The following is a 12969-nucleotide window of genomic DNA, read 5'->3' on the forward strand; positions in this document are numbered from 1 at the left end:
CCGCTCAACCCCCGGTCTTATTCCAGACCGGGGGTTTTCCTTGTTCCAGATACATGTAGGCATGCATTCAGCTAACTTAAAAATAGCGACAGGGTTATCCAGGTGGATTTTCCTTATCTTCCCTATGCTTAAATCCGACCCGTGCTATAATGGATTCACTATTTAAAGCAAACGGAACAGGGGCGACTTTTTCATGCAATCTCCTAAAACGGTACTGATTATTGAAGATGAGCGGGATATCTCGCGCATTGTGAACGATTATTTGCGTGTCCAGGGATTCAGCTCGTTCATCACGGAAAATGCGAGGGACGGATTGCAGGAAGTCCGTAACCGGCAGCCGGATTTTATCATTCTTGATTTGACGCTGCCAGACGCTGACGGAATTGAAGTATGCCGCGAGCTTCGTACATTGACTTCTGCGCCCATACTTATTTTAAGCGCTCGCAGCAGTGACACGGACAAAGTGCTTGCCTTGGGTTTCGGCGCCGATGATTATATGACCAAGCCCTTCTCGCTCAGTGAGCTGGTCGCCCGGGTTCAGGCGCATTTGCGCAGAATGGTCGACCCGAAACTCCAGGCAACAACACAGCTGCTGTTGCGATTCGGCACGTTATCGATTGATAAAGGCGCCCGCAAGGTCATGGCCGGACAGCGGGAAATTGCACTATCTGCGAAGGAATTCGACCTGCTCTATTTTCTCGCATCCAACCCGAACCAAGTGTTTACCAAAACGCAGCTGCTGGATCAGGTGTGGGGGTACTCCGCCTATGTCGAGGATAATACGATCACGGTCTACGTTCGGCGGCTCCGCGAGAAGCTGGAACGCAGCGGAATCAAATCCGCCTATATCACGACGGTTTGGGGTGTCGGTTATAAATTCGACCCCGATGAAACGGAGTAGCCTTTTATGCACTGGAAACCATGGTATGCAAAGAGGCTCTGGGCGGCTTGCCTGTCTCTTCTTGTACTTTTGCTGTCCGTCGTTTGGCTCGCTTGGCCCTCGAACCAGCCTGCTTCGTCCTCTATCGTCAACCACATTCGCTTGCTGACCAATACGATCGTCCATACGTTGGAGAACGAGTTTGCCGAACTGATCCCTCCCGATGCTCCGATTCGCGAGAAATTAACCAGCTGGAGTCAAGAAACACGGATCGGCCTTAAGGTCGTGCTCCCTGACGGAACCATGATATATGACAGCGATGATTCATCGGTGCGCCGTATTCATCCTCGCTTTGAGCTGGACTATACGCTGCGTATGTCCGACGGCGACCCGCCCGAATACCACCTGGCATTTCCGCTGCTGGATGCCGGAACCAACGCCTTCGCAGGCTATGCGCAGTTTACGGTCCCTGCATCTGCAGCGACCGCGGTCATCCCTTCATCCGGCTTACTTCTCGTTGTGCCATGGACCTTGCTTTCCTTGGCACTTTTGACGCTGCTTTATGTACTCTTCGCCACCGGACGCCGGGTGCAGCGTGATCTGGTTGAGCCTGTTGCCGGGCTCAAGCCCTATGCGGAAGCCATCCTGAAGGGCGATTACGAGCAACGCGCCGAATGGACAAGCAATAACGAGGTCGGCGAACTCTACGCCGTATTTGATCTCATGCGTGAAGAAATTCGCAATTTACATATGCAGCAAGCCTCGCACAGCCAGTCGCACAAGGAGCTCATTTCCAATCTGTCCCATGATTTAAAAACCCCGCTGGCGACCATCAAAGCCTACATCGATGCGATTCGTGAAGGCATCTGCCCCGATCTGCCGAGTGTGATGACTTACCTGGAGGTGGTGCATGCCAATACAAGCAAGATGGCTGTGCTTGTAGACGATTTGCTGCTGCACGCGCTGCGTGATCTGGACCAAATTGCGGTGCGTCCGCTGGAGCAGTACAGTTCTTCGACGATTGAACCTGTGTTGCGAACCATGGCGCACTACATACGTACGATGGGGGTGCGCTGCGTGGAGCCTTCTTCCATTCCGAACGTGCTTGTTATCATCGATGCTGTGCGTTTCGAGCAGGTCATCGCCAATCTCGTCACGAATGCCCTGAAGCATACCAAACCCGGGGATACGATTACGCTCGCCGTTGAGGAGTTCGCCGAATCATCCAGTTTGCGGATCATAATTTCCGATACGGGCAGCGGTATTTCCCCTCAGGACATGCCCTTTATTTTTGAACGGTATTACCAAGGCAGTGTCCCGGACCGCAAGAAACTGGCCGAGCGGCACGGGGTTGGACTCGGTTTGTCGATTTGCAAATATATTATGGAAGCGCATGGCGGCACGATCACGTTTCATAGCAAGCAGCAGCAGGGAACGACCTTCTGCTTGACTCTGCCGCTAAGCTGACCCCTGTCATACTTTATTCATAATTTGATAAGGAATGCGCAAGAATCGTCCTCTATAATTTGGAAACACGAGAAGAGAGGAGACCCTGTCATGCCTACAACCAAAACCATCATGCTGCAAGCTTCCAATTTATGCAAAACCTATACCACCGGCAAGGAGCAGTATCATGCCGTTCGCAATGTCGATCTGTTGATATATGCCGGCGACTTTACTGTGATCATGGGAGATTCCGGGTCCGGAAAGTCGACCTTGCTTTACTTGCTTAGCGGACTCGACGCCGTGACGGCCGGAGAAGTCCACCTTCAGGGACAGCGCCTCGATCAGTTTTCGGCTAAGGAGCTTGCGCGTTTTCGAGCAGATCAAATCGGTTTTATCTATCAAAACAGCAACCTAGTGCCGGATTTGACGCTGTTCGATAACGTCGCTCTTCCTGGTTATATCGCCAATCGGGACAAAGAAGCCGTAAAACAAAGGGCCAATGACCTGATGACAAGCCTGCATCTCGAAAAACAAGGCACCCGGCTGCCTTCCCAGGTGTCCGGAGGCCAGCAGCAGCGGGCCGCCATCGCCAGGGCGCTTATCAACAAACCGGATATGATTTTTGCCGATGAACCCACCGGCAGCCTCAACTACGAACAAGGCGTTACGGTGCTCGATATCCTGAGCCGGATGAATGCGGAAGGCCAATCGATTGTCATGGTCACCCACGATATGAAGGCGGCCTGCCGCGGCAATCGCCTGATCTACATTCGCGACGGCAAGATCGGCGGCACGCTGGATATGGGACCCTACGTCCCGGAGTTAGCCTCCGAGCGGGAAGCAATGATCTTTGCTTATGTCACCGGGAGGAGGTAGTCCAAGATGCGTGCCATATTGACGCTATGCTGGGGGAACATTCGCAAACGAAAATTGCAAAACGCGCTGATCGCATTGCTCATTGCGCTATCTGCTCTATTAGTCGGCACCGCTTTCACGGTCTTGATGAATACGGAAAATGTATTCGAAGAGCGCCATACGGCTGCTCAAGGTGCCCATGAAATCATAAATATGACCCGCGGGCTGCATGATGAACGCATGGTTGCCGATTGGTGGTCAACCCAGGAGGGGGTGACCGCCTCCAGCCTTATTCCTTACAAGCCTTGGACCGGCTTGGTCTATAACGGGCAAGAACTGCCCAATCTTTATCTGTATATGATCGATACGCCTCCGATGCCGCATGGGGTCAATCATCCGCTCCCCGGCGCCGGACCGGCTCAACTGACCGTTCCGGAAGCCGGAACCGTCTGGGTGCCCACCTCGCTCGCCTACAAATACGACATGGAAGTCGGCGATGAATTGGTGTTCACGGCCGGGGCTGCCCCGGTACAATTCACGATCGGCGCTATCGTTATTGACCTGTCACATGGCGGCCCCTTCACCACCACTGCCCGCATCTGGATGAACGAAGCGGACTACCTTTCCACCATGGGCGGCTTGTCCACGCCGGAGCAGTACCTGGTGTCGCTTCGCTATGCGCATCCCGAACAAAGCGGGGAGTACTGGCAGCGCTTTGAGGAGGCGCTCGGATCGCCATTTTTGGAAGAACGCGTTTCGTTTGCCGAGCTGTCCGCCTTTTACTTTATCATGAACAAAGTGATCGGCTTCGTCATGAGTTTCCTCGGACTGGTCATGATTGCTGTCGCCTTGCTTACGATCGGCTTTACGATCACGGACACGATCCTGGCCAATTACCGCACGATCGGCATTCTCAAATCCATCGGCATGACCTCCGAACGCATCATCGTCACCTATATGCTGCAGTACGGCTTGATTACCGTTATCGCCTTGATCCCTGCCCTGATCGGCAGTCGTCTGCTGTCGGATGTCATCATTCAGAATGCCTTATCCTTCCTCAAATCCGAGGCGGCGCCAGTGTCCGTGCAGGCGCTGGGGGTCGCAATCTGGACCGGCATCGGCATGCTGATCATCATCCTCTCGTGCGTTGTCCTCTATGCAGCCAAAACGCGCCATATCGAGCCGATTCAGGCGATCCGCTATGGCATGTCGGAGTCTTCGCATACCCATGCCCATCGAGGTGGAACCGGCACAAGGCTGCTGGACCGATGGTCCGTACCCGCCGTCATCGGATGGAAGCATGTGACCGGCAACAAAAAAGGGGCGGCGCTGATCTTTCTGTTGATGAGCATTACCGCGGCGGTGCTCGTCTTTGGCACCCTGCTGGTAACGAGCGTCTATCGCATCAGCGAAACCTCCGCCCAGTGGGGCTACGACGATGCGGATATCGCCATCATGGTGATCAACGCTGACGGAATGGATCGTACAGAATTGCAATCTTTTATCGAGAAGGATCCCAGGGTCCTCAGCCTGAACTGGTCCGGCTCGGCCATTGGGGTTGTTGCGCAAGCAGATGGCACTCAACCGACGTTCAGCCTCCCGCTGACCGTGGTGGAAGGCAGCATGGACGAGATGGGATTGGCCTCGCTGACAGGCCGGAACCCCGTGCTGCCTAACGAAATCGCGATCGGAGTCAACATTGCCCGCAAATTGAATAAAGATATTGGCGATGCCGTCACGATCTACATCGAAGGAAAACCGCATCAGCTGCTGATCACCGGCACGTTTCAGTCCATTTCCAACATGTCGAATATCGCTCGGATCACATCGGACCTTGTCGGGGAGATCAATCCGGACGCCGGGTTTGTTCAACTTCGGAACCAAGCGGATAGCGATGAGTTCGTGCGACAGCTGAATCAACGCTATAGTCCGGTGATCCAGGCCCTCAAGCAGGAAGTGCTGCTGGATTCCGTATTCAAGGAGGCCGCTGCCGTGCTGCTCATTCCGATGAGTTTGCTGGCCCTTCTGTTCCTCGCCGTCACTTGCCTGATCGTCTATAGTACTTGCCGCCTGCATATTCGCAAGGAAACGAAAACCTACGGCATTTACGCTTCGCTCGGCCTGACGGCATCAGACATCCGCCGCGCGTTGACAAGCGGCATTGCCGGACTCGCTTCCCTCGGTACGCTGGTTGGCATAGTATGCGGAATCTACGCGCTGCCAGCCGTGCTACGCGGCTTGCTGTCTGCCTACGGCATCGTCAAGCTGCCGCTGGTCATGGAGTGGCCGCTGGCGATTGGCCTGACGCTAATCGCTCTTGCCATTGCCGTCAGCGGCTGCTGGTTGGCTTCGCGAGCCCTTGACCGCACCTCCTTGCGAGTGCTGGTGACGGATTCGTAAGGAAAGTCAGCGAGAAACGGCTGCGACAGACTAATGAGCCGTTTACCAAACGAGGCGAAAGCTATCTGTTTCGCTGTTGAACGAGAAAAAGATGACCTCCGCTTTTCGGAGGTCATCTTTTTTAGCTTCTTGGCTTTGTTCCATATTTTACTTACCGGACAAATAAAGGCCGAGCTCTGACAATAAGGCGCTCCCTACGTACGTGCCCGTGAACACGAACACCGCAACGATCGCGACGCGCCAGGAGGTTTTGCGAAGATCAACCAGCCTGTCGGCTACGGAGATGCCGGCGAACGCCAAAATCGGAGTCGTGATGGACAAAAAGTTGACGTTGGCAATGGCGTCCACAAACACATCCGAAATCAGGCAGCAGATCAACGAAACGATCGATACCCAGCCGAGAACCGGGAATTCCTGCAGGAATTTCAGCGGAACCTTTTTCATGAGCGTCGAGATCAGAACGCCGATGAAGGAAAAAAGCCAAAGCACGGATAAGCCGGCAATCGTCCCCATCGTAATATGGCCCTCTCCGTTTTTGATGAATTTCATTTGCTCCGTAAATAAAATAAGACCGACGCTAAGCAGCAGGACGAGGGCGTATTTTGCGTATTTATTCAAACCTGTGCTCATTTCTTTTCACCTCTGACCATTAATTTGTACATAAACCGCTGCAGCGGCACTGCGAGAAATACCATCGTATACGTTCCGAGGAAGCTGGTAAGCAGCTGGCTTGCAGCAGCGTATCCGTTAATGGTCTCCGTCATCTCAGGAGAATGCGCGATTAACGCCGAAGAAGAGCCTGTCATCATGCTGGCGGAACCGACCCCGGAGGACATCGCCAGCGCTTCGATCGAGAAGCCGGCGGCAACCATCACCGGCGCCAGAATGCTGAAGAACAGCGTGCCGAATAGGGTACCGATAATATAGAGGGACAGTACCCCGCGGCCTTCGTCGGAGTCGAGCGTATACTTCTCGGATATATAAGCAAGTTCCCCTTCCCTTCCAAGTCCAAGCGTAGCGCCGATGGCTTCCCTTCTCAGGCCGAGCAGGATGGCGATGGGAAGTCCGAGCAGAATCGTCCCCAGGTTGCCGATTTCCTGAATGATGAATACCCAGCCTACTTTTAAGATTTCTTCTAATCTAGGAGCAACGTCGGCTCCGTATCTCGCCATGAGCGGCAGCATAATAAAGATCAGGTACTTGCTGGAGAAACCGACGTTTTCCTTGCTGTAAATTTTCTTCATCAAGCCTTTCCGGAATATCGACAAGCCGAGCACCATCGTGATCAAAATGGCGAATACGAGTGGAAGCAGGCTTATTTTCACGGAGCCGACCTGGACGGACTGAATGCCGATAAATTCGGCGACCGCTATAACAATGAGCACGAATGCAAGCAAATAGAGATACTGTAGTTTTAACTTCATGCCATGATGTCCTCTTTTCTGTTTTTCTGTTTCTTAATGGGAGCCAACGATCGACGCAAGGAGCTGCTCGTATTCGGAGAATGTGCGGCGGTACAGCTTCGAACGGTCGATGCGTCCGCTCATGCGCTCCAGCACCTGCGTTATAAATCTCGGGAACACTTCATAAATAAATTCCGGATCGATATCCTTGAAATCGTCGCCGTGGATCGTTCCCGTAAAGCCGCTGTAGCCGATTTGAATGCAGGGCATCATGAAGGCTAAATCCCCAATGTCTCCTGCAGCGCTGATGGCGTTGTTGTTCCAAATACGGGCGATCTCCTCGTTATCCTGGAACGCCTCCAGCACGAACTCGGACAAATACCGGTCCTGAACGAACGGCAAGTATCCCATCTGCGTCTTAATCTCGACCTCGCCTTGAAGGGCCAGCGCGCTGCCCCTGGCCGCATCGTCCATCTTGGAGGCCGCTTCCTTCATGTAGTCCACCGACTGGGTGCGCAGATCGCTGCCAACCGTGATCCGGTTGGGAATGACGTTGGTCGACATGTCGGACTCCAGGACGATCGGGTTCATCCGGACCTTCTCGCTGTCCTTCATTTGCTGCCTGCTGAGGCCTAACGCCACATTGAACAGGGTCGACATGCTGTAGGCATTTTTGGCGGAGAAAGGATCGAAACCGGCGTGGGTTGCTTTTCCGGTAAACGTGTAATGCTTATATAAGAATCCGGCCAGGTCGCAGTTGATTTCGATCGTGCGCTCGGCAAACTCGCCGCCCATGGCGTGTACGCACAGCCCGATGTCGATATCGTCGAACACGCCGAGTTTCATCGCTTCGGGTTTTCCTCCGTAATAGGAGATCTTGCCGCTTCCGAGCAGCTCGTCCCTGTAGGCGAGATCCAAATACTCTTCAGCCGGAATGAAAATAAACGTTAGACTATAATCTAAAGCTTCGTACGCCTTAGATTCAAAGTAATGCTTGTACAGAGCTAGGGCAATCGCCACCTGCGTATAATGACCGCAATTGTGTGCCGCACCCGTTGCCTCGTCTGACCGCCAATGGCTTGGAGCATATACCGCATCAAGCTCCGCAATAAAAGCGATGTTCAGCGGCTTGCCGCCGCCAAGCGTTGTCCGAAGACCGGTTGTGCTGAATGATTGCAGCTCGATATCCGGATTAACCTTTTTCAGAAAATCCGCCACCGTTTGATTGGTTTTAAATTCCTTGTAGCCAAGCTCAGGGTTATCGAATATGGTCTGTCCTACACCTGCAATTTCTTCGTACTGTTCTTTAAAACTCATAGCTGCCTCCCTCTTGATGAAAATAATCCTAATGTTAGTTTAGTTTTCTTAATTGTGTCAATAAAAATCACGTTATATTATTTTCCTATAGAAGTGATTATATTTACATATAACGCTCTAGTTTTCCCTTTGTTTAATAGCTGCAGATGAACGAAAGAAAAAAGAATCCGGATTAAACCCGGATTCTTTTTTATAACTTTGTGCACTTTTCTCATTAATAAACTTCATAGTTTTGCCCGGTTTGAGCCCCTTCCACACTCTTTTTATACGCAAGCGCTACACGTGCGGCCGGCACGGCTTCAAAGCCCGGGAAAAACTCGCCATATTTATCTAAGGACTCCACTAAAACATTAGGGCTTACGCTGTTTATGCGAATTCCCCTCGGCATTTCAATGGCTGCGGATTTAACGAAAGCCTTCACACCGCCATTTGCCATGGCTGCCGATGCGCCCTGAGGAATGGGATCATCCATCATAATTCCGGTTGTTAAGGTAAAGCTTCCTCCGTCATTCATATAATCCAGTCCTAGAAGGACTAGATTAATTTGGCCCTTAAGTTTGCTTTCAATGCCAATCTCATTTAGCTCCGGCGTCAATTCTGCAATAGGACCAAAATGCGCACCGCCTGTTGCGCTGATGACCGCATCCACTTTTCCGATTTTTCTGTACATGTCTTTAATGCTATTGACGGAAGTAATATCCACTTGGGCATCGAAGCCGTTTCGCCCAGCATGTACGATTTCGTGATTTTTTTCTAATTCTTTAGCGACTGCTCGTCCGATCGTGCCGCTTGCGCCAATGATTACTACTTTCATGTGCAGCCTCCTTATTCCTATGAGATTTCAATTATATTATACCCCTGGTTTTGCTTGAAGACATTGAAAGATCTCTTGGAGAACGGCCTTGAAATATTATAATAAAAAACCATGTTCTGTAAATGTCCGTCCTAACAAGTCTTTCGAACCTAACGTTTGTTGACTATAGTATCAAGTTTGTTATCTGGAAGCCGCGTTTCCTCCTCTTATACAATGAATTCAACAAGTGCACGACAAGCGAGATTACACCGTAAGGAGTGACAGACATGAGCTCTCAAGCCGAACCCAAAAAACGAAAGCGCTTACGAATGCGCTGGCACAAGCAGGATACGGAATTGACCCTCTTGGCGCTGCCAACCACGATCTGGTACATCCTGTTTAGTTTCTTACCGATGTTCGGGATCATTATCGCCTTCAAAAATTTCAAGATTAGCGGCGGGTTCTTGAGCAATGTGTTCAACAGCCCTTGGATCGGGTTCAAAAACTTCGAATTTCTATTCAAGTCGAATGACGCCTGGATCATTATTCGAAACACGATAGGATACAATATTGTGTTTATTGTGCTGGGGATCGTTCTGCCCGTCCTATTCGCGATCATGATCGGCCTCCTCCACAGCCGCAAAGCCAGCAAAGTCTATCAGACGATGATGTTCCTCCCCTATTTCCTGTCGTGGGTCGTCGTATCCGCCGTAGGCTGGGCATTCCTGAGCTTTGATAAAGGGATCGTCAATCAAATGCTCGTCTCGATGGGCAGCGATCCCATTAACTGGTATATGGAGCCGAAGTATTGGCCGTTTTTTCTGATTCTCTTGAATGTCTGGAAGGGCCTGGGCTATGGCATGGTCATCTATCTGGCGACCATCACGAGCATAGACAGCACCTATTATGAAGCAGCCGTCATCGATGGCGCGTCCATTTGGCAGCAGACAAGATTCATTACGCTGCCCATGCTCAAGCTGGTGATCGTCATGATGTTCATACTGGCGGTAGGGCGCATATTTTACACCGATTTCGGTTTGTTCTATCAGGTCACGCGAGACTCCAATTCGCTGTTCAACGTGGCGACCACGATCGATGTCATGGTGTATAAACAACTGAAAACGGCCACCGTGGGCATGGCATCCGCAGCCGCTTTCGTACAGTCTGTTCTGGGATGCGCTACGATTCTGGCCGCTAACTGGATCGTTCGCCGAATCGATCCCGATAGCGCGATGATGTAAGGAGGCAAGAAGATGACATCGAAATCTACTTATCAGACAGGCCTTGAGAAGTTTAACCGCACAAACAAAGCCGTCAACCTTTTGTTCAACCTGATCTTTATCCTGTTGGCGCTGCTCTGCGTCATACCTGTAATCGTTGTACTGTCCATCTCCTTCTCCAGTGAGGAGTCCATCCGTGAGACCGGATATCATCTGCTGCCGGTCGCCATGTCGGCCGAGGCTTACGTCTACATCATCAAGCAGGGAACGATGATTCTGCGGGCCCTCGGCGTATCCGCCCTCGTGACCGTGGTTGGTACCGTGCTCGGGGTGCTGCTGACCGCCTCCATGGGTTACGTTCTCTCTCGCCCCAACTATAAGCTGAGGGGATTTCTGACCTGGGTGGTATTCATTCCGATGGTATTCAACGGCGGCTTGGTATCCAGCTACTTCATCAACACGAATTTGCTGGGACTGAAAGATAGCATCTGGGCGCTGATTCTCCCGCTCGCCGTTTCATCGTTCAACGTCATCATATGTAAAACCTTTTTCAAAAGCACGATTCCCGACGGGCTGATCGAATCAGCCGAAATCGACGGCGCGAGCCAGCTGCGAATCTTCTTCTCCATCATCATGCCGATTTCGCTGCCGGTCATCGCCACCATCGGACTGTTTCTCTGCTTTGCTTACTGGAACGACTGGTTCCAATCGATGCTGTATATCGACAACCAGAACCTGTATTCCCTGCAAGCGCTGCTCAACAGCCTAATGAGCAATGTGGACGCACTCGCGAAGAATGCAGCGAGTATGGGCGTAAGCTACGCGATGCTCGTCGCAACGATGCCGAAGGAATCCGCCCGCATGGCGGTCGCCATTCTCATCGTGCTGCCTGTAGCATTCGCCTACCCTTTCTTCCAGAAGTATTTTATTTCCGGATTGACGGTCGGCGCGGTGAAGGGCTAATGACGAAATAAACCAAGACAACCTTGGTTTATGATAAATATCCGCTGTACACACTTAGGTAATCCAACTTCAAAAAGGGGGAAATGAAATGAAAAGAGCATTAAAGTTCATCTCTACGCTGTGCGTGCTGACGCTTATGTTGACTGCTTTGGCAGCCTGCGGCGGCTCGAAGCCTGCACCTGCGACAGACGGATCCCAAGCGACGCCGGACACGTCCAATGACACCGAAACGGCAAGCAAGGATGTACCGACGTTGACCTGGTGGACCATCGGCGGCCAAGTGCCTAACAATTTCAGCAAAGCGGTGGATGCCATGAATGCCTACACGGCCGAGAAGATTGGCGTGAAGGTCGACATCAAGGTAGCCAGCTGGGGTGAATGGGACACCAAAATGAATACCATCGTGAATACCGGCGAGCCATTCGACATCATGTTCACGAACAGCGGTAAATACAGCAAGCAAGTGGCTATGGGCGCGTTTGCCGATATTACGGATCTGGTTCAGAGCGAAACGCCGGACTTATACAAATTGATTCCCGAGAAGGTATGGGAAGGCACAAAGATCGGCGGCAAATATTATTCCGTTCCGACTTACAAGGATTCCGCGCTGACGCAGTACTGGGTATTCGATGATAAGTACGTGCAAAAGTACAATATCGACATCAACAATATCAAAACATTGCAGGACCTGGATAAGCCGCTTCATGACATGAAGGCCGGCGAAGGCAAAAGCTTCTATCCGCTGCCAATGACGCAAGGCGAAGGCTTGAACGGCTTCTTTAACGACTATGACGATTTAACCCTGGGCTTCCCTCCGATCGGCGTCAAAGCGGACGACGCATCGCGCACGGTTGTCTCCGTGCTGGAGCAGCCTGATGTTGTGGCTAATCTGAAGCTGCTGCATCAATGGTACCAGGATGGCATCATCAACCCGGATGCGCCGACGAAGACGGAGAACGACAAAGGCAGACCGTTCTTTGCAGCCCAGGCATTCCCGGGAGCCGAGATCAGCTGGCAGATCAATGACGCCATCGAGAAGTACGATATGGTTCAGCATTACGGGCCGATCTATACCACCAGTACGATCCAAGGCTCGCTGAACGCGATTTCGGCGAATTCCAAGTATAAGAAGGAAGCCTTGAAATACCTTGAGTTGGTGAATACGGATCCTAAACTTCGCAATATGCTGGCATTCGGCGAGTTGGGCGTGGATTACAACAACGTCGATGGCGAAAAAGTGATTGAGCGTACATCCGATACTTGGCCGCTCGCGGCTTACACGCAAGGCACGTTCTTTAATCTGGCGGTTACGAAAGGCGCTCCTGAAGATCAATGGGAGCAGGTTAAAAAGCTGAACGATGCAGCGACCTCCTCCACCGTCCTCGGCTTTGCGCTGGACATCACCGATCTTCAGACCGAAGTGGCGAACTGCCAGGCCGTGTGGGATAAATACAAATATGAAATCATTACAGGAGCATCCGATCCGGAGAAAGTGATACCGAAGGTCACCGCTGAATTAAAGTCGGCCGGCATGGACACGATCATGCAAGCCGCCCAAGAGCAGATCAATAATTACTTCAAGTAAATTCCTGCGCATCCCTTATTAGGACACTTTTAAGGGATGCTTTTTCCATCCTATCTATGAAGCTTGGCGTGAATCGTGTTACATTGAGATTAAGCTGCGCATATTTA

Annotated in this window: 11 protein-coding genes; 7 read left to right on the top strand and 4 right to left on the bottom strand. The window is 51.7% G+C overall.

Going from position 1 to position 12969, the window contains the following annotated elements; translation table 11 throughout:
* The first annotated feature begins 193 nt into the window (after positions 1–193).
* The 4 genes from MHI43_RS24285 (at position 194) to MHI43_RS24300 (ending at position 5581) form a co-directional block, all read left to right on the top strand.
* The gene (locus MHI43_RS24285; RefSeq protein WP_015736868.1) at positions 194–901 is read left to right on the top strand and encodes a response regulator transcription factor; all 708 of its coding nucleotides are present in this window, start codon (positions 194–196) and stop codon (positions 899–901) included.
* Positions 902–907: 6 nt separating this feature from the next.
* A complete protein-coding gene (locus MHI43_RS24290; RefSeq protein WP_036660029.1) occupies positions 908–2347 on the top strand; it encodes a HAMP domain-containing sensor histidine kinase in 1440 nt (479 codons plus the stop codon).
* A 90-nt stretch (positions 2348–2437) separates the two neighbouring features.
* A complete protein-coding gene (locus MHI43_RS24295) occupies positions 2438–3202 on the top strand; it encodes an ABC transporter ATP-binding protein (RefSeq protein WP_036660027.1) in 765 nt (254 codons plus the stop codon).
* A 6-nt stretch (positions 3203–3208) separates the two neighbouring features.
* Complete coding sequence (locus tag MHI43_RS24300) at positions 3209–5581, top strand: FtsX-like permease family protein (protein ID WP_036660025.1); 2373 nt, start codon at positions 3209–3211, stop codon at positions 5579–5581.
* A gap of 147 nt (positions 5582–5728) precedes the next feature.
* On the opposite strand, the gene MHI43_RS24305 is transcribed toward MHI43_RS24300, so the two are convergent.
* The 4 genes from MHI43_RS24305 to MHI43_RS24320 form a co-directional block, all read right to left on the bottom strand.
* Positions 5729–6211 carry a hypothetical protein gene (locus MHI43_RS24305; RefSeq protein WP_015736872.1) on the bottom strand — a complete coding sequence of 161 codons (483 nt, stop codon included), beginning with the start codon at positions 6209–6211 and terminating at the stop codon, positions 5729–5731.
* The gene (locus MHI43_RS24310) at positions 6208–7005 is read right to left on the bottom strand and encodes a DUF3100 domain-containing protein (RefSeq protein ID WP_036660023.1); all 798 of its coding nucleotides are present in this window, start codon (positions 7003–7005) and stop codon (positions 6208–6210) included. Before MHI43_RS24310 ends, MHI43_RS24305 begins: the two co-directional genes overlap by 4 nt.
* Positions 7006–7038: 33 nt before the next feature.
* Positions 7039–8301, bottom strand: coding sequence for a M20/M25/M40 family metallo-hydrolase (locus tag MHI43_RS24315; protein ID WP_015736874.1), 1263 nt, complete (start codon positions 8299–8301; stop codon positions 7039–7041).
* Positions 8302–8515: 214 nt separating this feature from the next.
* Positions 8516–9115, bottom strand: coding sequence for a short chain dehydrogenase (locus tag MHI43_RS24320; RefSeq protein WP_015736875.1), 600 nt, complete (start codon positions 9113–9115; stop codon positions 8516–8518).
* A gap of 266 nt (positions 9116–9381) precedes the next feature.
* Between MHI43_RS24320 and MHI43_RS24325 the strand changes: the two genes are divergently transcribed.
* The 3 genes from MHI43_RS24325 (at position 9382) to MHI43_RS24335 (ending at position 12862) form a co-directional block, all read left to right on the top strand.
* Positions 9382–10335 (top strand): ABC transporter permease subunit, encoded by a 954-nt coding sequence (locus MHI43_RS24325; protein WP_015736876.1) that lies wholly within the window; start codon positions 9382–9384, stop codon positions 10333–10335.
* A 12-nt stretch (positions 10336–10347) separates the two neighbouring features.
* Positions 10348–11277, top strand: a complete 930-nt coding sequence (locus tag MHI43_RS24330) for a carbohydrate ABC transporter permease (protein ID WP_009593207.1) — start codon at positions 10348–10350, stop codon at positions 11275–11277.
* An 88-nt stretch (positions 11278–11365) separates the two neighbouring features.
* Positions 11366–12862, top strand: coding sequence for an ABC transporter substrate-binding protein (locus MHI43_RS24335; protein ID WP_015736878.1), 1497 nt, complete (start codon positions 11366–11368; stop codon positions 12860–12862).
* Positions 12863–12969: the final 107 nt, after the last annotated feature.

It is taken from the genome of Paenibacillus sp. FSL H8-0457 (genome assembly GCF_038051935.1).
Classification (GTDB): Bacteria; Bacillota; Bacilli; order Paenibacillales; family Paenibacillaceae; genus Paenibacillus_AQ; species Paenibacillus_AQ lautus_A.

Excerpts from the sequence above, each read along its gene's own strand:
- MHI43_RS24285 (WP_015736868.1), top strand. The coding sequence starts at position 194 with ATGCAATCTCCTAAAACGGTACTGATTATTGAAGATGAGCGGGATATC.
- MHI43_RS24290 (WP_036660029.1), top strand. The coding sequence starts at position 908 with ATGCACTGGAAACCATGGTATGCAAAGAGGCTCTGGGCGGCTTGCCTG.
- MHI43_RS24295 (WP_036660027.1), top strand. The coding sequence starts at position 2,438 with ATGCCTACAACCAAAACCATCATGCTGCAAGCTTCCAATTTATGCAAA.
- MHI43_RS24300 (WP_036660025.1), top strand. The coding sequence starts at position 3,209 with ATGCGTGCCATATTGACGCTATGCTGGGGGAACATTCGCAAACGAAAA.
- MHI43_RS24305 (WP_015736872.1), bottom strand. The coding sequence starts at position 6,211 with ATGAGCACAGGTTTGAATAAATACGCAAAATACGCCCTCGTCCTGCTG.
- MHI43_RS24310 (WP_036660023.1), bottom strand. The coding sequence starts at position 7,005 with ATGAAGTTAAAACTACAGTATCTCTATTTGCTTGCATTCGTGCTCATT.
- MHI43_RS24315 (WP_015736874.1), bottom strand. The coding sequence starts at position 8,301 with ATGAGTTTTAAAGAACAGTACGAAGAAATTGCAGGTGTAGGACAGACC.
- MHI43_RS24320 (WP_015736875.1), bottom strand. The coding sequence starts at position 9,115 with ATGAAAGTAGTAATCATTGGCGCAAGCGGCACGATCGGACGAGCAGTC.
- MHI43_RS24325 (WP_015736876.1), top strand. The coding sequence starts at position 9,382 with ATGAGCTCTCAAGCCGAACCCAAAAAACGAAAGCGCTTACGAATGCGC.
- MHI43_RS24330 (WP_009593207.1), top strand. The coding sequence starts at position 10,348 with ATGACATCGAAATCTACTTATCAGACAGGCCTTGAGAAGTTTAACCGC.
- MHI43_RS24335 (WP_015736878.1), top strand. The coding sequence starts at position 11,366 with ATGAAAAGAGCATTAAAGTTCATCTCTACGCTGTGCGTGCTGACGCTT.